The organism is Actinoplanes ianthinogenes, from assembly GCF_018324205.1.
In the GTDB taxonomy this organism is placed as follows: Bacteria; Actinomycetota; Actinomycetes; order Mycobacteriales; family Micromonosporaceae; genus Actinoplanes; species Actinoplanes ianthinogenes.
Genome location: NZ_AP023356.1, coordinates 4,517,955 through 4,538,818, shown reverse-complemented (window position 1 = coordinate 4,538,818; position 20,864 = coordinate 4,517,955). Strand labels below are relative to the sequence as shown.

At 70.7% G+C, this 20,864-nt stretch carries 19 protein-coding genes; 12 read left to right on the top strand and 7 right to left on the bottom strand.

The window, feature by feature from the left end; genetic code table 11:
* Positions 1-52: 52 nt before the first annotated feature.
* On the bottom strand, positions 53-817 hold the full coding sequence (locus Aiant_RS20400; protein WP_189332135.1) for a sensor histidine kinase: 765 nt from the start codon (positions 815-817) through the stop codon (positions 53-55).
* Positions 818-1,005: 188 nt separating this feature from the next.
* Here Aiant_RS20400 and Aiant_RS20395 point away from each other — a divergent pair, with 188 nt between their 5' ends.
* The 6 genes from Aiant_RS20395 to Aiant_RS20370 all read left to right on the top strand — a co-directional run bounded on the left by Aiant_RS20395 (position 1,006) and on the right by Aiant_RS20370 (position 5,949).
* Complete coding sequence (locus Aiant_RS20395) at positions 1,006-1,704, top strand: response regulator (RefSeq protein ID WP_189332136.1); 699 nt, start codon at positions 1,006-1,008, stop codon at positions 1,702-1,704.
* Between the two features lie 116 nt (positions 1,705-1,820).
* Positions 1,821-2,627, top strand: coding sequence for an SDR family NAD(P)-dependent oxidoreductase (locus Aiant_RS20390; RefSeq protein WP_189332137.1), 807 nt, complete (start codon positions 1,821-1,823; stop codon positions 2,625-2,627).
* An 84-nt stretch (positions 2,628-2,711) separates the two neighbouring features.
* Positions 2,712-3,818: an acyltransferase family protein gene (locus tag Aiant_RS20385; RefSeq protein ID WP_189332138.1), complete on the top strand. Its 1,107-nt coding sequence runs from the start codon at positions 2,712-2,714 to the stop codon at positions 3,816-3,818.
* Positions 3,815-4,369, top strand: coding sequence for an RNA polymerase sigma factor (locus Aiant_RS20380; protein ID WP_189332139.1), 555 nt, complete (start codon positions 3,815-3,817; stop codon positions 4,367-4,369). Before Aiant_RS20385 ends, Aiant_RS20380 begins: the two co-directional genes overlap by 4 nt.
* Positions 4,366-5,142: a hypothetical protein gene (locus tag Aiant_RS20375; protein WP_189332140.1), complete on the top strand. Its 777-nt coding sequence runs from the start codon at positions 4,366-4,368 to the stop codon at positions 5,140-5,142. The genes Aiant_RS20380 and Aiant_RS20375 overlap by 4 nt, the downstream gene beginning before the upstream one ends.
* Before the next feature lie 114 nt (positions 5,143-5,256).
* Positions 5,257-5,949, top strand: a complete 693-nt coding sequence (locus Aiant_RS20370; RefSeq protein ID WP_212847113.1) for a hypothetical protein — start codon at positions 5,257-5,259, stop codon at positions 5,947-5,949.
* A 51-nt stretch (positions 5,950-6,000) separates the two neighbouring features.
* Here the strand turns inward: Aiant_RS20370 and Aiant_RS20365 are convergent, their stop codons facing one another.
* From Aiant_RS20365 to Aiant_RS20355, 3 genes are all read right to left on the bottom strand, one after another.
* The gene (locus Aiant_RS20365) at positions 6,001-7,497 is read right to left on the bottom strand and encodes a molybdopterin-dependent oxidoreductase (RefSeq protein WP_189332141.1); all 1,497 of its coding nucleotides are present in this window, start codon (positions 7,495-7,497) and stop codon (positions 6,001-6,003) included.
* Complete coding sequence (locus Aiant_RS20360; RefSeq protein WP_189332142.1) at positions 7,497-8,144, bottom strand: fasciclin domain-containing protein; 648 nt, start codon at positions 8,142-8,144, stop codon at positions 7,497-7,499. Before Aiant_RS20360 ends, Aiant_RS20365 begins: the two co-directional genes overlap by 1 nt.
* 271 nt (positions 8,145-8,415) lie before the next feature.
* Positions 8,416-9,837 (bottom strand): Ig-like domain-containing protein, encoded by a 1,422-nt coding sequence (locus Aiant_RS20355; protein ID WP_189332143.1) that lies wholly within the window; start codon positions 9,835-9,837, stop codon positions 8,416-8,418.
* Between the two features lie 189 nt (positions 9,838-10,026).
* Between Aiant_RS20355 and Aiant_RS20350 the strand changes: the two genes are divergently transcribed.
* From Aiant_RS20350 to Aiant_RS20340, 3 genes are all read left to right on the top strand, one after another.
* A complete protein-coding gene (locus Aiant_RS20350) occupies positions 10,027-11,034 on the top strand; it encodes a hypothetical protein (protein ID WP_189332144.1) in 1,008 nt (335 codons plus the stop codon).
* 73 nt (positions 11,035-11,107) lie between these two features.
* Complete coding sequence (locus Aiant_RS20345; RefSeq protein ID WP_229830384.1) at positions 11,108-12,244, top strand: WD40 repeat domain-containing protein; 1,137 nt, start codon at positions 11,108-11,110, stop codon at positions 12,242-12,244.
* Positions 12,245-12,314: 70 nt separating this feature from the next.
* Positions 12,315-13,610, top strand: coding sequence for a serine hydrolase domain-containing protein (locus tag Aiant_RS20340; RefSeq protein WP_189332145.1), 1,296 nt, complete (start codon positions 12,315-12,317; stop codon positions 13,608-13,610).
* Between the two features lie 110 nt (positions 13,611-13,720).
* Here Aiant_RS20340 and Aiant_RS20335 read toward each other — a convergent pair whose 3' ends face one another.
* The 3 genes from Aiant_RS20335 to Aiant_RS20325 all read right to left on the bottom strand — a co-directional run bounded on the left by Aiant_RS20335 (position 13,721) and on the right by Aiant_RS20325 (position 17,496).
* On the bottom strand, positions 13,721-14,272 hold the full coding sequence (locus Aiant_RS20335; protein ID WP_189332146.1) for a DM13 domain-containing protein: 552 nt from the start codon (positions 14,270-14,272) through the stop codon (positions 13,721-13,723).
* A gap of 85 nt (positions 14,273-14,357) precedes the next feature.
* Complete coding sequence (locus Aiant_RS20330; RefSeq protein ID WP_189332147.1) at positions 14,358-14,903, bottom strand: DoxX family protein; 546 nt, start codon at positions 14,901-14,903, stop codon at positions 14,358-14,360.
* A gap of 106 nt (positions 14,904-15,009) precedes the next feature.
* Positions 15,010-17,496 carry an Ig-like domain repeat protein gene (locus tag Aiant_RS20325; RefSeq protein WP_212847111.1) on the bottom strand — a complete coding sequence of 829 codons (2,487 nt, stop codon included), beginning with the start codon at positions 17,494-17,496 and terminating at the stop codon, positions 15,010-15,012.
* A gap of 112 nt (positions 17,497-17,608) precedes the next feature.
* Between Aiant_RS20325 and Aiant_RS20320 the strand changes: the two genes are divergently transcribed.
* From Aiant_RS20320 to Aiant_RS20310, 3 genes are read left to right on the top strand one after another with little or no spacing between them, the layout of a single operon-like run.
* Positions 17,609-18,748, top strand: a complete 1,140-nt coding sequence (locus Aiant_RS20320; protein ID WP_229830386.1) for a sensor histidine kinase — start codon at positions 17,609-17,611, stop codon at positions 18,746-18,748.
* Positions 18,748-19,419 (top strand): response regulator, encoded by a 672-nt coding sequence (locus Aiant_RS20315; RefSeq protein WP_189332149.1) that lies wholly within the window; start codon positions 18,748-18,750, stop codon positions 19,417-19,419. The genes Aiant_RS20320 and Aiant_RS20315 overlap by 1 nt, the downstream gene beginning before the upstream one ends.
* Positions 19,420-19,477: 58 nt before the next feature.
* The gene (locus Aiant_RS20310; protein ID WP_189332150.1) at positions 19,478-20,857 is read left to right on the top strand and encodes an alpha/beta hydrolase family protein; all 1,380 of its coding nucleotides are present in this window, start codon (positions 19,478-19,480) and stop codon (positions 20,855-20,857) included.
* Positions 20,858-20,864 lie beyond the last annotated feature (7 nt).

The following is a 20,864-nucleotide window of genomic DNA, read 5'->3' as shown; positions in this document are numbered from 1 at the left end:
CTTCCTGCCTCGCCGTGCGGTCAGGCCCGAACCTGAGGAGCCGGTGGCGGTTTCAGGGCAACGTGAACCAGAACCGGCTGCCGCCGCCCGGGTTGTCCTCGACCCCGATCCGGCCGCCGTGGCGCTCCACTATCCGACGGCAGATCGCCAGGCCCAGCCCGGTACCGGTGAAGTCGCCACTGTTGGCGCAGCGGTGGAATTCGTCGAACACCCGGGACCGTTCGTCCGCCGGGATTCCGATGCCTCGGTCGGCCACCTCGATCCGCATCCCGCGGCCCGCCAGTTCCCGGGCCGAGACCAGGACGTCCGCCCTGGTCCCCGGCGGCGTGTACTTGATCGCGTTGCCGACCAGGTTGTCGATCACGTGGCGAAGCAACATCGGATCGGCGGTTACCGTCGGCAGAGGGCCACCGGTCGCTACCCGGGTCCCGTCGTCGACGGTGACCCGCTCGGCGACCACGCCGGCGACCAGATCGTCAAGCGCGACCGGGCCGAGCCGGAGGGCGGACCCGACGGCGCGGGCGTGTCCGAGCATCTCTTCCACCAGGCGGTCGATGCGGCGGGCTGCCCGTTCCATCGCGGCCAGATCCCGCTCGACGTCGGCGCCCAGCGTCCGGCCGCGATCCTCGCGCAACACCTGAAGGTGAGTCGCGATGGTGGTCAGCGGCGACCGCAGGTCGTGGCCGGTCATCGTGATGAATCCGCGCAACTCGGCCTCACGTCGGCGCAGGTCGCGCTCGACGTCGGCGCGGCGTCGCTTCCGGTACCAAACCCGCCGGGCGGTGACAGCCGCTGAGGTGGTGATCATGGCGTTCATATCGGCTCCTTGACGACGACTCGCCGGTCGTGGCTCGCGACCTGACCACATCGTGTGTCACCGGCCACCGCGGGGTCATCCACCTGCGGCGGCGTCACCGGGCCGTCGTGTACCGACGTGGTTGTACACCGGGCGGGGCGCCGCCGAACACCTGCGCGGGTCTGCCGGCGCGGTCGAGAATCCTCGGTATGGAAAGCCCCGCCGTGGACGTCGCGACCATCCGCATCGTGCTCGCCGATGACGAGCCGCTCGTCCGAGCCGGTATCGCGATGTTGCTGTCGGTGCAGCCAGACATGGAAGTGGTGGGTGAGGCCGCCGACGGCCTGGAGGCGGTAGCGCTTGCCCGGGAACTCCAGCCGGACATCGTGATCATGGATCTGCAAATGCCGAATCTGGACGGGGTCGGTGCCACGCACCGGCTTACCGCGGACGACTTCGCGGCCGACCAGAAGCACACCGTCAAGGTTCTCGTGTTGACTACGTTCAGCAACGACGAACAGGTGTACGCGGCACTACGAGCGGGTGCGTCGGGGTTCCTGCTCAAGAGCGGCGTTCCCACCGACCTGGCCAGTGCGGTACGGGAGATCCACGCCGGGAACGCATACCTCCATCCCGCGGTGACCCGTAGCGTGATAGCCGACCTGACCCATCGCCCGGGCCCGTCGCCGCGGACACCGGGTTTGCTGGACCGGCTCACCCCACGGGAACGCGAGATCCTCCAGCTGATGGCGCACGGCCTGCCCAACCGGGAGATCGCCGAGCGGCTTTTCCTGGCCGAGGCAACGGTCAAGACCCACGTCTGCCGAGTGATCATGAAACTGGGTGTCGACGACCGTACTCAGGCCGTCGTGCTGGCGTACCGGAACCAATTGGTCGAGCTTCCTTGACGCCGAACCCCCGCACAGCAGTGTGAACCGTGCTCCAGGCCGAGTGCTCGTTGACACTCCCTAAAACCTACTTAACCTATAGGCTATAAGGTGATGTTGAGCTGAGGAGGGTGTCGATGGATCTGCAACTGGCCGGCAAGAGGGCCCTGGTGACCGGGGGCAGCCGCGGGATCGGACTGCGCATCGCGCGGTCGCTGCTCGCCGAGGGCGCCGACGTGGCGATCGCCGCGCGCGACGGTGAACGGCTGGCCAAGGCCGCCGCCGAGCTGGCGGCTGCGGGCCATCCGGGGCGGATCGTCACCGCGCAGCTCGACACCGGCGACGACGCGTCCGTGCGGGCCGGCGTGCAGCGGGTCCGCGAGCAACTCGGCGGCATCGACATCCTGGTCAACAACGCGGCGGTGCCCGGCGGCGGCCAGGGTGGCCCGATCACGCCGTCGCAGACCACCGACCAGCAGTTCGTCGACGCGGTCAACGTCAAGGTGCTGGGCTATCTGCGCACCGCCCGGGCGGTGGCGCCCGACCTGATCGCCCAGGGCTGGGGACGGATCATCAACATCTCCGGCCTGGCCGCCCGGCTCAGCGGCGACTTCGTCGCGACCGCCCGCAACATCGGCGTGGTCGCGCTCACCAAGAACCTCGCCGACGAGCTCGGCCGGCACGGCATCAACGTGACGGTCGTGCACCCGGGCGCCACGGTCACCGAGCGCACTCCGGCGCTGATCGCGGCGGCCGCCGAGCAGTGGGGCGTCACCGTCGAGGAGGCCGAGCGGCGCCGGGCCGAGCGGACGGCGATCGGCCGCGAGGTGACCGCGGAGGAGGTCGCCGACGTGGTGACGTTCCTCGCCTCGCCGCGCAGCGTCGCCATCACCGGCGACGCCGTCACGGTCGGCGGCGGCCTGATCGGCCCCATCCACTACTGACCCCGCGAGGGGGCGTAGCAACTCGGCCGGTGCCGTACATGTACCCCCTGGATGCACCCGGCATCCGGATCGTGGGGCACCTGAATGACCGCAAGAAGCAGTGAACGGCTGTACGCGCTGGATGGAATGCGCCTGCTGTGCGCGCTGGCCGTGGCGGGCTACCACTTCGGCGACTCGTGGCGGCTGGACGGCGTCCACCGCCCGATCCATCACCTCCCGGACGCGGCGCCGGTCCTGATCTACGGCTTCCTGGGCGTGGAGTCGTTCTTCCTGATCAGCGGCTTCGTGATCCTGATGAGCGGCTGGGGGCGAACCCTGCGCGGGTTCGCCGCCTCCCGCGCCGCCCGCCTCTACCCGGCCTTCTGGGCGTGCGTGCTGATCACGACGGCGGTGAGCGCTCTGCTGCCGATCGAGGGCGGGCTGCCCTTCGGCGGGCCGCCCGACTCCACCGACGTGCTGGTCAACCTCACCATGCTCGCGGAGCCGTTGAACACGCCGATGGTCGACACCGTGTACTGGACGCTCTGGTGCGAGCTGCGCTTCTATCTGATCGTCGCGTTCCTCGTCGCCGCCGGCCTCACCGACCGGCGGGTGAAGGGCTTCGCCACCGGCTGGCTGCTGGCCGCGATCGTGCTGCCCTACTTCCCCGGCGCCGCACTGACCCAGGTGGTCATGCCGGACTTCGCGCCGTACTTCATCGCCGGGATGACGATGTTCCTGCTCCGCCGGAACCCCCGTGACCTGTGGTCCTGGGTGCTGCTGGCCGCCTGCTGGCTGCTGAGCCAGGAACGGGTGCACACCCGCGCGCTGAGCCTCGACCCCGGTTTCCGGGTGCCCGCCTGGCCGGCCCATGTCATCATCACCGTCGTCTTCTTGCTGCTGCTCGTCATCGCGCTCGGCGCCACCGACCGGTTGCGGCTGGGCTGGCTGGCGACGGCCGGCGCGCTGACCTACCCGTTCTACCTGCTCCACCAGCGTGCCGGTTACAGCCTGATCCGCACCGTCGCGACCGCAACCGGCGCGGATGCCGCCTTCGTCATAGCCGGGACCGTGCTGGTGCTGCTGGGTGTGGCATGGGCGGTGCACCGTGTCGTCGAGCGGCCACTGGCTCCGGTGCTCAGAAGATTTCTGAGCCGGCCGCCGAAAGAACATGTAGCAGCGCCGCCGCGGCCGAACATGAGCAGGATATGAAGCATCCACCCGCGGACGTCGAGGCCGCCTTCCGGGAGTTGTTCGAGGCGGCGTACGACGATCTGCTCTGCTTCGTCGAGCGCCGTACCCACCTGGCTGTCGCCGACGACGTGGTGGCCGAGGTGTTCCTGACCGCGTGGCGCCGTTTCGACGACGTGCCCGCCTCGTTGAGCGACGCCCGTGCCTGGCTGTTCACCGCCGCGTACAACGTCCTGCGCAACCGGCAGCGCAGTGATCAACGGCAGCAGAGCCTCGCCCTGCGGATCCTGCGCGAGCCGGGCGCACCCGGGCACGCTGAGGACGACGCCGTGGTCGCCCGCGTCGATCTGGCCCGGGCCTGGAACCGGCTGCCGCTCAAGGACCAGGAGGCGCTCACGCTCACCGTCTTCGAGGGCCTCACCGGTGCTCAGGCCGCCACGCTGCTGAACATCTCCCGTCCCGCGTTCAGCCTGCGGCTGATCCGCGCCCGCCGGCGTCTGCGCCATCTGCTCCGCCCGCACCTCGACGTCTCGATGCCCGCACCCGCCCCGGCAGCAGGAGCCACCCCATGACGAACGACCGCACCCTCGACCAGGCACTGCGTCACGCGGCCGTCCCGGTGGACGCCCGCGCGCACCGGCCGGCCGCACAGAATCTGCTCGACGAGATCCTGCGCAGCGATCCCACCGTCCTCGCCGGCCCGGCGGCGATGTCCAGGCCACGCCGGCGCCCGCGGCTGATGCTGGCCGGAGCGGCGCTCGCCCTGGCAGCCGCCGCCGTGTTCACCGTCACCACGGTCAGTACCGATCGCGCGTACGCATCCTGGACCACCGATCCGAGCCCCCTGCCCGCCACCGATGCGCAGAGCATCATGAGCGCATGCCTGCCCTCCTCCGGCGCAGCGGGCGCGCGCGTCGCCATCGGGGAACGGCGCGGGGAGTACGCGTACGTCACCGTCCTCACCGCCGACGGCAACGTCACCTGCTTCCGTGATCACGATGGCCGGGTCAGCGAGACCAGTGTCCTCGCCGCACCCGCCGACGCCGCGCGCCTCGGTGCCGCCGGCATCGATCTGTACGCCTGGCCCCAGGTGCACACCGACGAGGGCTACGCCCGGCTGATGGCCGGTCGTCTCGGCTCTCAGGTCACCGCCGTCGAGATCACCGTCCGCCCCGGCGTCGTGGTCCGGGCCACGGTGACCGGCGGATTCTTCGCCGCCTGGTACCCGGAGGGGCTGGCCGAGTCCGCCGAGAACAACACCTCGCTGACGCTCCGGCTGGCCGACGGTCGCACCGTCGCCGGCCTGACCGCCCGGGGCCTGATGGAGGAGCCCAAGCTGGACTGACCTGACCCACGGCGGGTTTTATGTACCTTTAGCCCCAATCTGCTCCCGCGTCGGCTCCGAATCCCCAGGACAGGGCCATCTCCGACGATGGCCCGCGATTGCAGGGGGATTCACATGTTCGACATCAACCGCCGCCGGGCCGGGGGCACCGGTGCGTTCCGGCGCTGGGCTGTCCCGGTCTCTGTCGCCGCGATCGTCATGGCGGCCGGGGGTGGCGCCATCGCCAAGGCCGCGCACGCCGCCGAGTCCGGCGGCCGGGGCCCCAACGAGTACGGCATGACCATGGGCAGCCACGCCGGGCACTCGTCGAGTTTCACCTACACCCACGGCTTCTACTGCGACACGCACGTCGCCGCGGCCTCGACCACCGGCTGCGAGGCGGGCGAGGCGGCCGAGGTGGCGCCGGCCAAGCACGTCGACCCACTGTTCATCACGGTGCCGCTCGGGTTCACCGCCAAGGGCCTGGACTGCCCGGACAAGCTCACCTGCGTCGACCATCCGATGAACCTGGACATGACCCGGCTGGCCGCGGCGCTGGCCCCGGTCTACAAGACCACTCCGGAGAAGCTGACGCCGGCGCTGCGCAACTTCACCACACCGGGGCACGACCACTTCATCGGGACCAAGGCCGAGGGCAAGGCGGAGTGGTGGGATGTCCGGGTGGTCGGCGTGACCGACCCGGCAACCTACCGGGCCGTCCAGCAGCACCGGAGCTGGACCTACCTGCACGGCCTGATCAAGGCCAAGAACAAGCACGTGGTCGGGCCGATCCCGACCAACATGTTCCTGTTCTTCGCCGCCCGCTGACGGCATCTCGACGGTGCGCCGGGGACAACGTCCCGGCGCACCACCCCTCGCTCAGCCCACGGTGACGCTGATCGTGTGCCAGCCGGTCGCCCCGTCCGGGAACGGGGTAGCCCGGGTCTCCGGCTGCACCGCGCCGCTCCTGTCGGTGGCGCGCACCGCCAGCGAGTGCGGCCCGGCGGTCGCCTTCCAGCTGAACCGCCACTGCGTCCACGTGTCGACCGAGGCGGTGGGCAGCAGTTCCGCCTTCGCCCATGGCCCGCCGTCGACGCTGATCTCGACGGCCGCGATCCCGCGCCGCTGGGCCCACGCGACACCGGCCACGGTCACCGTGCCCGCTTCGACGCGGGCGAACGGTTTGGGCTTGTCGATCCGCGACGCGGTCTTCACCGTTCCCTGCTGCCCCCAGCCGCGTTCGACCCAGTACGCGTCGAACCGATCAAAAGTGGTCAGCTCCAGCTCGGTCACCCACTTGCAGGCACCCGCGTACCCGTACAGGCCAGGGGTCAGCATCCGCACCGGGAAACCGTGCTCGAGCGGCAACGGTTCACCGTTCATCCCGACGGCGAGCATCGTGTCGCGGCCGTCGAGCGCGGTCGCCACGGGCGTGCCGATCGTCATGCCCTCGACCGAGCGGGCCACGATCTGGTCCGCACCGCTCCGCACGCCGGCCTCCTCGAGCAGCGCGGCGAGGGGCACGCCGAGCCACCGCGCGGTGCCGATGTAGGGGCCTCCGACCTCGTTGGACACGCAGTTGAGGGTGATGTCGCGTTCGATCAGCGGCCGGCGCAGCAGATCCGCGAGCGACAACTCGATCTGCCGGTCGACCATCCCGTGGATCTTCAGCCGCCACGTCGACGGATCGACGCGAGGCACGGTCAGGGCGGTGTCGACGCGGTAGAACTTCGTGGCCGGGGTGGTGAAGTCCGCCGCGATCCCAGGGGGCAGCGGTTTCGCCGGATCGGCGGCCCCGGGAAGCCGGATCGCCTCCCGGGACTTGCCGGCCGCACTTTCGCGCTGACCGGAAACGGCCAGACCGGTCGCCTCCACCACGGCGGCGCCGGCCGCCAGCAACGACAGGCGAAGAACCAACCGACGATCAACCCCATTTTCCCGTACGTCCGCGGCACCCCGCCGATCGCGCAGCAGCCACCACAGCGCCAGCCCGGCCACAGTCGCCCCGAACCCGGCCGGGACCGTGTCCAGCACGGTCCCGGCCGGTCGGGACAGTGCGGCGGCCGCCCCCGCCACACCGAGCACACCGGTGCCCACCGGGATCGCGGCCCGCCACTTCGTCGCCGCGATCCCGGTGGTCGCGGCCAGCAGGATCAGGACGAGGCCGATCACGCCGAGCAGCACGGGCTTGTCGTGGGTGCCCAGCTCCCGTACGGCGAGTTCTTTGATCGGGGTGGGGGTGGCATCGATCACCGCGCCACCCACCGCGACCAGCGGCCCCGCACCGGGCCGGACCGCGGCCGCGAGCAGTTCCGCGGCCGCGATCCCGGAGGCCGCCGCGGCGATCCCGCAGATGGCCCCACGCAGCCGGCTCATCAGCTCTTCGGCATCAGGACGGAATCGATGATGTACACGTTCGCGTTCGCGGTCTGCACGTTCCCGCACACCACCGACGCGCTGTCCGCGCCGACCTTGAAGTCCTCGCCGCTGCCGGTCACCGTCAGGTCCTGGCCCTGCAGCGTCTTGTGCGTGCCGGCCAGGTCCTGCGGGGTCAGCTTCCCGGGCACCACGTGGTAGGTCAGGATGCTGGTCAGCGTCTTCTTGTCGGCGAGGACCTTGTCGAGGGTGGCCTTCGGGATCTTCGCGAACGCGTCGTTGGTCGGCGCGAATACGGTGATCCCGTCCGCGGAGTTGAGCGAGTCGACCAGGCCGGCCTTCTTGACCGCGGTGACCAGCGTGGACAGCAGCGGGTTGCCGGAGGCGGCGGTGGCCACCGGCACCTTGCCCATCGCCTCGAAACTGCCCGCGTTCGCCGGGTCGGTCGGCACCGCCGCACACCCCGGGCCGAAGCTCACCATGTCGGTGCTCATGCTCGGGGCCATGCTGGGCGCCGCCGAGGTCATCGTCGGCGCCGCGGCCGTCGCCCCGCCACTGCTGCTCTCGTCGGTGTCACTGCCGCAGGCCGCCAGGGAGATCGCGAAAACGGTCGCCGCGGCCAGGGCGGTGAACTTCGTTGCACGCATGATTTTGCTCCTCTTTATCGGGACTTACACCGATGATTCGGAGCCGACCGTGCCGCGGATTGGTGGAATCTCCGATCGTTTTCACGTCGGCCACGGTTCGACCGGGAGTCGCGTCCGATGCCTTCGTGATGATTCGGAGCCGACGGATCACCAGATGGGTCCGACCGAGAACTGCGAGCAGGTCGAAGGCGACACCCGCCAAGGTGCTCGCGAGGCTTCACGACCGGAACGACTCGGTGGTCGACAAGGGCGACCTCAGGCCGCGGACGGGCTATCGGCGCCAGGTACGGGTGACGGTGTCCGTCACGTTGCCGGCGCGGTCGTAGGCTCGCAGGCGTACGTGAATCGTCTTGCCGTATTTCTTGGTGTCGACGGCGAAGCTGTAGCTCGCGGTGCGGTCCCGCGCGACCACCCTGCCGTTGATCAGCAGCTCCACCCGGCTGATGCCGTTGCGATCGGTCGCCGAGGCGTGGACCTTGACCGTGCCCTTGACCTTCGCCCTGTTCTTCGGCGCCCGGGTGACGGTGAGCTTCGGCCGGGTGTTGTCGACGATGACGGTCTGGTAGACGGTGGTCCAGTTGCCCGAGGTGTCGGCGACCTGCCAGCCCAGGCGCTGGATGCCGTCGCTGCCGAGGGAGAACGGCACGGTGTACGGCGCGTCGGAGCCGGCCATGGCTTGCTGCTGACCCTGGGCCAGCACCCAGGCGATGTCGGACTGGTCGTCGAACCGGACCGTCGACAGGACGCCGGAGCCACGCACCAGCGCGTTGGGCTCGGGGCTGATGGAGACCAGGCGCGGCGGCGTGGCGTCGACCGTGACCGGGTATGTCGTGACGGTCTGGTTACCGGCCCGGTCCCAGGCGCGGAGCTCGACAGTGGTGGACCGCTGGACGTCGCCAAAGTCGTACTCCAAGTGGCTGCCGGTCCCGCGGAGCGCGCCGTCGACCCACCACTCGATCCGGTCGACGCCGGCCGGATCGGTCACCGATCCGATCAGGATCTGCTTACCGCGTCCGACGATGTGGGGCCGCTGCGAGGAGGTGATCGACGCGGTCGGGGCGGTGTTGTCGATCTGAAATAGGCGGTTGTAGACGGTGGTGTTCCCGGCGTGGTCCTCGACCGTCACCCGTACCGCGCCGGTCTGACCGGGCGTGGTGGTGTCCCACCGCAGGTTCCAGGGAGCCGCGGTGGCCTGGCTGATCTCCTGGCCGTCGAGTGAGGTCACCACGATGCGGGCGGTGTCCGCCGACACCTGGTCCGGGGTCAGGGTGGTGACACCGCCGACGTACGCGTTGTCCGCGAGCGAGAGGATCGCCGTCGGAGCGGTCTTGTCGACGTGCACGCGGGTGGTGCGCGCACCGGTGTTGTGGGCGCGGTCCTCGACGCGGACGGTGACGTCCACATCGGTGTCGTCCGGAATGTCAGCCAGGTACGCCGCGGCGACGAACTCCCCCTGGTAGCGGCCGAAGCTGTTGCGATAGATCCCGTTGACCAGGATGTCGAGCCGCATGACCTCGACGTCGTCACTCACGACGGGCCGGAAGAGGGTGTGCGGACCGATCAGCTGACCCTCGGTCAGGCCGGTCTGCGAGACCACCGGCGGTGTGGTGTCGCCGGCAGCGGCCGGACCCGGCGCCGCGAAGAGAAGAGCGGCGGCGATCACCGCGGAGGCAGCGGCACGTAACGCGATCAACTAGCTGTCCTTCGGGGCTTTTGCCAGCGGAGATGCGCCTGGACTCTAGGCGAGTCGATCAACCTGGTCGACCCCGGGCCCTGATGTCAAGGCCGATACGGCATCGTTGCAACGGTCCGGTCTCGACTTGCAAGATCGATCGGCGTACAGTGCCTGCACTACATCGACTCTGAGTGCGGGGAAACATCGATGGGCAAGGCACGCTCCGCGACGCTCGCTGCGATCGTCGCGACCCTGATCGCTGCCGGTGGGACGCCGGCCTACGCCGAGGACGTCCCGGACGTCACCGCACCGGTCGGGCGCTACCAGCTCGACTTCACCAACCTCTGGGACGGCCAGGGCGCCACGCTGACCGCCCTGGAGGTCTCCGACGACGTCTCGGCGCAGTCGGACATCACCCAGTACGTCGAGTGGGGGGACGGCAACTTCTCGTACCTGGACGGCGATGAGAAGTCGGAGTGGCACCGGTACTTCAACCCCGGCTCGTACACCGTGAAGGTCCGGGTCACCGACCGGGCGGGCAACTCGTCGGCCGGTGTCTTCGCCGACACGTCCACGGTCACCGTGGTGAAGACCCCCGGCACCTTCAAGATCGTCAACAAGATGGTCTGGATCGGCGACCCCGCGACCGTCACCCTGGCCGACGTCCCCAGCGATGTGACCAAGGTGCGGATCTGGTGGGGCGACGGCAAGGAGTCCACGGTCAGCCGGACGACCCGGGAGGTCAAGCACTACTACACCAGCCAGACGACCTGGTCGGTCAGCGTCATGCTGACCAACGCGGCGGGCGAGACGTACGGCCGGGAGATCGGCGACATCAACACCGCGTACGACGAGAGCGCCCCGCAGGTCTGGCTGACCAAGCCCAGGAAGCCGGCGTACGTCTCGTCCTGGCGCACGATCAACGGCACGGTCCGTGATCGGGGCCGGGGGACGACCGCGGTGGGCGCCGCCTTCATCGAGCAGCGCGGCAGCCGCTGGTACTACTACACCGGCAAGAAGTGGGTGAAGGCCACGTCACTCAACCAGGCGCTGAAGAAGACCAGGACGATCGCGGTCCGCCCGACCGCGAAGAACACCTGGAAGATCAAGATCAAGGGCCTGAAGAAGGGCACCCTGTACGTCTTCTACGCGGCGGTCGACAAGAACGGCAACCAGTCGGAGTCGAAGGTCAAGAAGCAGAAGCTGACCCGCTGATCCGGCAACCCGGCCGGATGAACAGCGCCTAAGACGCCGAAACCGGGGCGAAACGGATAGTTACCGTGCGTGGGTGACTACCAAGAGAGTTCGTAGAGTCCTGGCGGCCTTGATCGGGCTGCTCACCCTGTCCGTCGCCACCCCCGCGCACGCCGCCCCCCAACCGGGGCTCGCGGGTTCCGACCCTGCCCGGCGGGCGGTGCCGGGGGTGGACGGACTCATCGCCCTCCGTCCGGACGGGAAAGTCTTCGCCACCGTGAGTGACGACGCGGTGCGTCTGTGGACCACCGCGACGGGTCGGCGTGCCGGAGCGCCGCTCGCCGAGGGCGCCGGGCCGATCTACTCGATCGCGTTCAGCTCGGACGGCAAACTGCTGGCGGTCGCCGGTGACCGTGGGGTGTCGCTGTGGGATCCGGCCACCGGGAAGCCGTCCGGGCCGCCGCTGACCGGCCATGCCGGGCCGGTGCGCTCGGTGGTCTTCAGCTCCGCGGGGCCGCTGATGGCCACGGCGGGCGACGACGGCACGGTCCGCCTGTGGAATTCCAGGACCGGGATTCTGGTACGCACATTGAACGGTCACGCCGGCGCCTTGCAGTCGGTCGTCTTCAGCCGGGACGGGAGCCGCCTGGCCACCGCCGAAGCCGGCGACACCGTGCGACTGTGGCAGACCGGCACCGGCCGGCCCATCGGTGAGCCGCTTACCGTGAGCCCCGGCCCGGTGTACGCGATGAGCTTCAGCCCCGACGGGCACCTCTTCGCCGCCTCCGGTGGTGGCAACGCCGTCCGGCTGTGGAACCCGGCCACCGGCGCACCCGCGGGCGAGCCCCTCGTCGCCGGCTCCGGGCCGGTCTACACGCTCACCTTCAGCCTCGGCCGCAAGCTCCTGGCCACCTCGTCCGGCGGCGACAACACGGTGCATCTGTGGAACACGGTGACCCGCCGGCCGGTCGGCGCGCCACTCGCCGGTCACACCGGACCGGTGCGCGCCATGCGGTTCAGCAAGAACGGAAAGCTGCTGGCCACCGGCAGCGACGACGGAACCGTGCGGCTGTGGGACCCGGCCACCGGGAGCCTCGAAGGCGCACCGCTGACCGGGCACGCCGGCCGGGTCTGGGCGGTCCGGATCACCCCGAACGGCAAACGGGTGATCTCCGCGGGCGCCGACGGCAAGGTCCGCCTCTGGCGGGTCCCCAAGCGCAACCCGGCCTGACCCGGAGCGGAACAGAAAGCGGGCGGGCTCCTCGCCGGACCCGCCCGCTTATCGGGCATCATCATTGACCGTGACCGAAGGTAACAGTCGGCTCAGCCGACGCACCCTGGGCAAACTCGCGGTGGGAGCCGGTTTCGGCGCCGCCACCTATGGCGGCTTCCGGGCCGCCTCGGCGGACACGACGTCGGACACGGCGGCCGCCACCTGGAAGGCAACGGGGACCGCCGTCCCGGCCCTGTCCTCGTTCGACAGCACCATGAAGTCGTTCATGCAGGCGCGGAACATCACCGCCGGCCAGCTCGCCGTGACCTACAAGGGGCGGCTCGTGCTCGCCCGGGGATACAAGTGGAGTGCCGACACCGCGCTGAACGTGCAACCCACCTCGCTGTTCCGGGTGGCCAGCCTGTCCAAGTCACTGACCGCGGCGGCCATCGTCAAGCTGGTGCAGGACGGCAAGCTGACGCTGACCACCAAGGTGGGCAGCATTCTCGACCTGACGCCGCCCGCGGGGCAGACCCGCGACCCGCGCCTCGCGAACGTCACGTTGTGGCAGGTGCTCCAGCACACCGGCGGCTGGGACTCGAGCGTCACCCCGGACCCGCAGTGGAATGACCGGGTGGTCGCCAAGGCACTGGGTGTGCCGATGGAGCTGTACCCGAAGGACGTCATCAAGTACATGTCCGGGCAGCTGCTCGACTTCACCCCGGGCACCAAGGTCGCCTACTGCAACTTCGGGTACAACCTCGCGGGCCGGGTGATCGAGGCGGTCAGCGGGCTTCCGTACGCGACGTACGTGCAACAGAAGCTGCTGACCCCGCTCGGCATCACCCGGATGGCGCAGGGCTGGAGCATCGCCAAGCACACCGGCGAGGTGCCGTACGTGTCGAAGTACACCGGCACCACCGTGCTGAACGAGACCGGCGATGTCGTGCCGGCCCCGTACGGCTCGTTCAGCATGCGGGTGATGGACGCGCACGGCGGCTGGATCGCCTCGGCCGTCGACATGGTGCGCTGGGCGTCGATGTTCGACAAGGCCGGCACGGTGCTCGGCAGCACCGCGCTGGGCCAGGTCTTCAAGACGCCGAGCCTCGGCGTCAACCCCGACGGCTGGTACTACGGTCTCGGCTGGGCGGTGCGACCGGTGACCACCGGCGGGACCGGCCGCAACACCTGGCACGTCGGCAGCATGCCCGGCACGTACACGCTGCTGGTGCGTACCTATCACGGAATGAGCTGGGCAGCGCTGTTCAACCAGCGTGACGACGCCTCCGGGCTGGGCTACGGCGACATCGACGCGCAGCTCTGGACGGCGGCCGGCAAGGTCACCGCCTGGCCGACGAACAACCTGTACTCGACCTACTTCTAGAGGGACGCGGGCGGCTCCGGCCGCCCGCGTCGCTACTCGGTGAAGGCTGTCGCCGGACTTGCCTTTGACATCGCACCCGGTTCGACGTGACGGTCTAGTTGCGACGGGAGTCAGGTCGTGCTGAGGGCAGCGGCGCCGAAGGAGACCGAGAAGCGTTTGCACCAGATGCTGACGCTGCGGAACTCCGCGGGATCGACGCCGGCCGGTATCGCGTAGACCTGGTCGCCGTGGTTGCCCTTGAGGCGGCCGAGTTCCCGGTACTCGCCGTCGTCGAAGACGCGCCAGCCCGCGGCGCCCGCGCGGACCGGTTGGTCGGTGAGCCAGACCCGCAGGTCGGGGCCGTCGGTGGTGTCCAGGCCGACCAGTTCGAGTTGGTGACTGCCGTCGGCGTTGCGGACGATCCGCGCGGTGCCGGTGGTGTCGTGCTCGTGGGTGACGAAGCTGCCCTGCGCCACCACGGTCGCGACCGGCGCCGCCGGCGCGGAGGCGGAGGCGGACGCGGACGCGGCGGTGGCCGGGGGCGCGGAGGCCGGGACCGCCAGGGAGTCGGTCACGGTGGTGTCGGTGAACAGCCGCCACGGCTGGAACCAGTAGAGCGCTCCGACGCCGAGCACGGCGGCGACGATCCAGGTGGCCGGCTTGGTGAGAAGTCTGCGGATCACGGGTTCCAGTCAACCGAGAGCCGGACGGGTACGACAGGCGGTGCGCGCTTACGAACCGCTTACGGACCCGTCCGGCCGGCGACGGTCAGAACCGCGTGTGGGTCATCGTGTACCAGGTCGGGATGATCATGGTCAGGATCAGCACCGCCAGGACCGCGAGGGCGACGAGCGCGCGCCGGGTGGTGAGCGGCTCCGGGGCGATCGGCCGGTGGCGCGACCGGCCCACCGCGATGAACGCCGAGACCCCGCCCAGCAGCAGGTTGACCGGGATCAGCGGGTACTCGCCGCGGATCAGGTGGAAGCCGGCGGCCAGGAGCATGGTCAGAGCCAGGCCGGCGGCGGCGAGCGGGACCAGCCTCGGTGCGACCCGGGTGATGGCCGGCAGGATCAGGCCGAGGCCGCCGAGCAGTTCGGCGACCCCGATGACGACGATCAGGGGCTGGGGCACCGCGGCGTACCAGGCGACGGCGCGGGGGGCGTCCGCGTACAGGGCCGCGTCGTAGAGCAGCACCTTGCCGAAACCGCTGCCGGCGAAGAAGAAGCCCCAGAGGATCTGGAGCGTCCAGAGCACGCCGTTGCGGGTCACGCGCAGCTCGCGGCGCTGGGTCGGGACGCTGATGTTCGTGGTCATGGTGTGTCTCCCGGACGAGGGTGGCTGAGGACTTCAGCGTCTCGTCCGGGAGTACGGGTCCACATCCGTGGTCACCACGGAACCGGCCACCGAGGGTGGCCGGGTGTCACTTGACGAACGTGAGGTACTGGTACGCCGTCCAGGTGGTGGTGTTCAGGCTGTCGCCGGAGCCGCCCTTGACGTACGCGGTGCGCACCCGCAGCTTGGCCCCGATCAGCTTGGCGCCGTTCAGGTACAGCCCGTCGTTGGCGGCGAAGTAGCCCGAGTCCAGGGTCTTCCACTTGCCCTTGGTGTAGAGCTGGACCGAGATGTAGACCTTCCGCGTGGCGCCGCCGGTCATCGACGTGTAGAACCGCGCGTCGTTCTTGACGTGGAAGTACCGGTACTTCTTGCTGCCGATCTTCGCCGTCTTGTAGTACCCGGACACCTTCAGCGACAGGTTGACCTTGGTGCCGACCGTCGCCGTCACGGTGCGCGGCGCGTACCGCGCGTCGCCGGTGAACACCGCGGACAGCGTGGTGTCACGGGTCAGCCGGACACTCGCCGTGAGGTTGCCGGAGCTGTTCACGGTGCCGCGCTTGACCAGAACCCTGGCCTGGTCGGCGCCGGCCGGGTCGGCCCAGATCTCCACGGTCCGGTTCTTGTAGGTGGCGCCGAGGTGCGCGGTGAACGACACCGTCTGGCCGTACGCGTAGACCTTGCCGCCGTTGGTCAGCGTCAGGGCCGGGGTGACCCGGGAGACCGCGATCGCCTTGGTCGCCGCCGCCGCGGTGTGCGTCTTGTCGCCGGCGTACGCGACCCGGTAGGTCACCGTGCCGCCGGCCGGCGGGGTGTCGGTGACCGAGAACGAGCCGTCGGATCCGACCGGCCGGGTGCCCAGCGCGAGGCCGGTCGGGTGCTCCAGGTCGATCCGGGTGACCGACACCGTGAGCCCGGACGGCAGGGCCAGCGGCGAGGCCAGGGTGCCGGTGATGGTGAGCGGCTTGGCCCGGGGCGCCGAGGACGGCCCGGCGAGCGTCACGGTGGACGCGGTCCGGGAGACCAGGATCGACGCCCTGCCGGTGCCCGGTAGCAGGGTGCCACTGCCGGCGTAGGCGAACTCGTAGCCCCACGTGCCCTCCTCGTCCGGCGCGGTGCCGGTGAAGGAGAAGTTCTGGTCCGCGTCGACCGTGACGGTGCCCAGCACCGCACCGGCGCGGGAGACCGTGAGCGAGTCGCCGGCGTGCGAGTACCCCTGCGAGGTCAGCCGGCCGGTGATGGTGATCGCCGCGCCGGGAACCGCCGTGGTCGGACCCCAGAGGGTCACCGTCGACGCGGCGCGTTCCACCCGGACCGAGGCGGTCGCCGTGGACGGCAGGTGGGAGTCGTCACCGGCGTACGAGACCTGGTAGGTCGCCACGCCGTCGGCCGGCGGGGTGTCGGTGAAGCTGAACGAGCCGCCGGCGCCGACCGTGGCGTTGTCCAGCGCGGAGCCGCCGCGGGAGATCGCCACCACGGTGCCCGCGGGCAGCGACAGCGACGACGTCAGGGTGCCGGTGAGGGTGACCGGCGCACCCGGGACCGCCGCCGGCGGAGCGCTGAGGGCGATCGTCGTCGGCGAGTGTTTCGTGTCCGTGTAGGTGTTGAGCCGGAACACGGTGCCGTTGGCCGAGACGGCGAACAGGCGGTCGCCGTCCGGCTCCCAGGCCACGCCCTTGTCCAGTCCACGCCCGTTGTTCGAGGAGGTGAGCGAGGTGATCAGCTCGCCGGACCGGGCGTAGACGTGCACGCCCGGCGACGACACACCGTGGCTGACCCCGGCGATGGATCCGTCCGGCCCGAAGTCCACCGCGTAGGAGTAGTCCTGGAACGGGAGCGACTTCGACGTCGCCAGGTCACTGGTGTTGCGCAGGGTGACCCCGTAGTAGCCCGGGGAGACCGTGGCGATCTGATCGCCGTCCGGAGAGATCGCCAGGTCGGTTTCCTGACCGCCGGCGGCCGCGACCGCCACCTCGGTGACGGTGTCCCCGGACGCGTCGAGGACGGCCGTCTTCCCCATGGCGGCCACGCCGATCCGGTTCGGCTTGGCGGCGGAGGTGGCCAGTTCGGCGGCCGAGGTCCCGGTGTCGTACCGGTCCAGCTGCACGGCCGCGGTCTCGCCGGACGGGTCGATCGTGCCGAGCCGGCCGTGCAGGCCGGAGGCATACGAGAACCAGATCCGGTCGCCGGTGGCGGCCACGTCCGCCGGCACGAAGCCGAGCGGGTACGCCGCGATCTGCTCCAGGCTGGTGGTGTCCAGCGCGATGATCGCCTGCCCGGCACGGGAGGTCACGTAGAGCCGCGTCGCGTCCGGCGCCAGGGCCAGGTCCTCGGCGGTGCCGACCTGGGCGGCACCGAGCTGGTTCCCGCTGTAGTCGATCGCGACGACCTTGCCGGCGTCCGGGTCGCTGATGAAGATCCGGTCGTGGGCGCCGTCGACGAGCATGTCGCCGACCGACGTGACGGCGAGGACCGGGCTGGTGTCGGCCAGCGCCGGCGCGGCGGAGCCGACGGCCAGCGCGGTGGTGCCGGTCAGCACGGCGACGGTGGCCGCGCTGATCTTTCGGTTACCCATCGCGCGACGATATATCGGAGAACGCGAAAATGGATCATGCGAATGGACGAGTCGCACCCGCATCGTCGTAACGGTGAAGTCACGACGAGTGGAGGTAGGTGAGAATCGATCCGTGTACGAGCGATTACTGGCGTGGGCGCGCGGGCTGCCGCCCCTGGCGGTGGATCTCGGGCTGACGCTGATCGCGCTGGTCGCGCAGCTCGCCCCGTTCGCCTCCCGGGGCGGGCACTGGCCGCTCGCCGCGTACGCCGTCGCGGTCGCCGTGTCGGTTCCGGTCGTCTGGCGGCGGCGTGCGCCGTTCGCCGTGCTGCTGCTGACCGAGGCCGCCGCGGCCGGTTACGACCTCGTGGCCAGCGGCCCGCGGCAGCCGCTCTGGTACGGCGCGCTGATCGCCATGTTCACCGTGGCCGCGCAGGCGCCGCGCTGGCAGCGGATCAGCGCCGTCGTGATCATCGGCTGGGGCGCCTTCATCCTGACCGGCTCGGTCGAGACGGCGGCCCGCGGCGCGCTGCTCTGGACCACCGCCTACGTGATGGGCCGGGCCTGGGCGAACCGCCGGGAGGAGGTGCGCACGTTGCGGGAACGGGCCCGCCACCTGGAACGGGAGCGGGAGCTGGAGGCCGAGCGGGAGCGGTCCCGGATCGCCCGGGACATGCACGACATCCTGGCGCACGCGGTGAGCATCACGATCGCACAGGCGGAGGCGGGCCCGGTGGTGATGAAACAGGGCCCCGCGCGTACCGAAGAAGCCTTTGACGCGATCGCCGCGGCCGGGCGGGAAGCGATGGCCCAGCTGCGCAGGATCCTCGGCGTCCTCGACGCCGGAGGCGAGGGCGCCCGCGCACCGCAGCCGACGCTCGCCGGGATCGCCGGCCTGGTGGCGAGCGTGTCCCAGGTCGGCGGCACCGCGGTGTCTCTGAACGTTCTCGGTCAGCCGGGCACGGTGACCCCGGACGCCGAGGTCGCCGCCTACCGGATCGTCCAGGAAGCCTTGACCAATGTGCTCAAACACGCCCGGGCCAGGACCGTGACGGTGACCCTCGACTGGCGCGGCGACGGGCTGGCCGTCACGGTGACCGACGACGGGCGGGGGCCGCAGCGGACGGCCGGGCCGGGGCAGGGGCACGGTCTGATCGGGATCCGGGAGCGCGCGGCGTCCTGCGGCGGCTCCGCGACGGCCGGTCCGGCGCCCGGTGGCAGGGGATTCCAGGTGCGGGCGACTCTGCCCGGCACATCTGTGGAGGTGGCCTGATGGGCATCCGGATCGTGGTGGCGGACGACCAGGAACTCGTCCGCGGCGCGTTCGCGATGATCCTCGACAACGAGCCGGACATGGAGGTCGTCGCCGAGGTCGCGGACGGCGCCGCGGCGATCGCGGCCGTCCGCGAGCACGCCCCCGATGTGCTGGTGCTCGACATCCGGATGCCCGGGATGGACGGCATCGAGGCCACCCGGCGGCTGCGCGGCGAGCCGGTCCGCGTGCTCATGCTGACCACTTTCGGCCAGGACGATTATGTGTACGACGCGCTCCGCGCCGGGGCGAGCGGCTTCCTGCTCAAGGACGTCCGGCGCGCCGAGCTGGTGCAGGCGGTCCGGGTCGTCGCCGCCGGCGAGTCGTTGCTGGCCCCGGCGGTCACCACCCGGCTGATCGAGACGGCGGTCCGCGGCCAGGCCCCGCCGGTCAAGCCGTGGACCGGCCTGGACCGGCTCACCCCGCGGGAGCACGAGGCGCTGCGGCTGCTCGGCCGCGGGCTCACCAACGCCGAGATGGCGGCCACCCTCGTGGTCAGCGAGCACACCGTGAAAACGCACGTCAGCAGCGTGCTCGCCAAGCTCGGCCTGCGGGACCGGGCGCAGGCCGTGGTGGCCGCGTACGAGTCCGGCCTGGTCGTCGCCGGGGAGCCGCCTCCCTCTGGAGAGTGAGACCGGAACCGCTCGCGGCGGCGATTCGCGCGGGCGTCGATTCATCGATGCTCGTTCCATGCCCGCCCGCAGCCTCCGCCTCCTGGTCCTGGCGCTCGTCGCCGTCGCCCTGACCGGCACTCCGGCCACCGCCGCCGTCCCGGCGCCGCCGATTCCGGCCGACCTCACCACCACCGACGTCAGCATTCCCACCCAAGACGGAAAAATCCTTTACGGTACGGTCTTCGCGCCCCGGAACGCCGCCCGCCCGCTCCCCGGTCTGGTCCTGGTGCACGGCTCCGGCAACGGCAAGCGCAGCGGCGTCCAGCCCGAGGCGATCGCCTTCGCCCGGCAGGGGATGGCGGTTCTCGCCTACGACAAGCGCCCGCTCGACCAGCCGGTGTACTCGCTGCTCGCCGACGACGTGATCGCCGCGACCGGCGTGCTGCGCCATCAGCCCGGAGTGCGGCCGGACGCGGTCGGCCTGTGGGGGATCAGCGAGGGCGGCTGGGTCATGCCGATCGCGGCGAGCCGGTCGAAGGAGATCGCCTTCCTGGTCCTCGCGTCCGCTCCGGGCCTGAGCCCGCTGCGCGTGCAGAACTGGAACATGCGCAACAAGCTGGCCGGCGCCGGGGTGACCGGAGCGCTCCGCGACACCCTCTCGAACCGGTTCTACCGGCTCGCCGACGACGCCGGACTGTTCGCCGAGGCCGATCACGACCCGCGGCCGGCGCTGGCCGGCATCACCCAGCCGGTCCTCGCCGTGTACGGGACGGCCGACACCCAGGTGCCGCCGGCCGAGGGCGCCGCGGTGCTGCGCGACACCGTCCACGCGCCGCTGACCATCCGGTTCATCCCGGGCGCCGGGCACACCCTGCGGGTGCTGGACGCCGGCGGGATGTTCACCGACGCGCTGTTCCCGTCCTACCCGGACATCGTCGGTGGCTGGGTCCGCGCGATCGGCGCCGGCACTGTCCCGCCGTCCCGGATCGATCCGTCCCCGGCGCAGCGGGCGACCAGCGTCGACCTGGCGCCGTCGGCCTGGTGGGAGTCCTGGCCGGCGCAGCTCGCCGTGCTGGTCGTGATGGTGGTGGGCTTCCTGGCGTACCCGATCGTCGCGCTCGTCCGCCGGGTCCGCCGCCGTCCGGTGCCGGTCGCCCGTCCGGCCCGGGTCCTCGCGGTCACCGGCGCCACCGCGGTGCTCGGCTTCGTCGCCTACTTCGTCGCGGTGGCCGACAGCGCGAACTGGAAGGGCATCTCGCCCGGCCCGACGGTGGCCGGCCGTCCGGTGCTCTGGCTGGCGTTGCAGGCCGCCGCGCTGGTCACGGTGATCGCCACCGCCCTGACCGTCCACGCCTGGCGGGTCTCGCCCGCCGACCGCCCGCGCCAGAGCCTGCTGATCGTGGCCGGCGTCCTGTTCCTCCCCTGGGCCCTGTACTGGGGCCTCCTCCTTCCCTGAGAGGCAA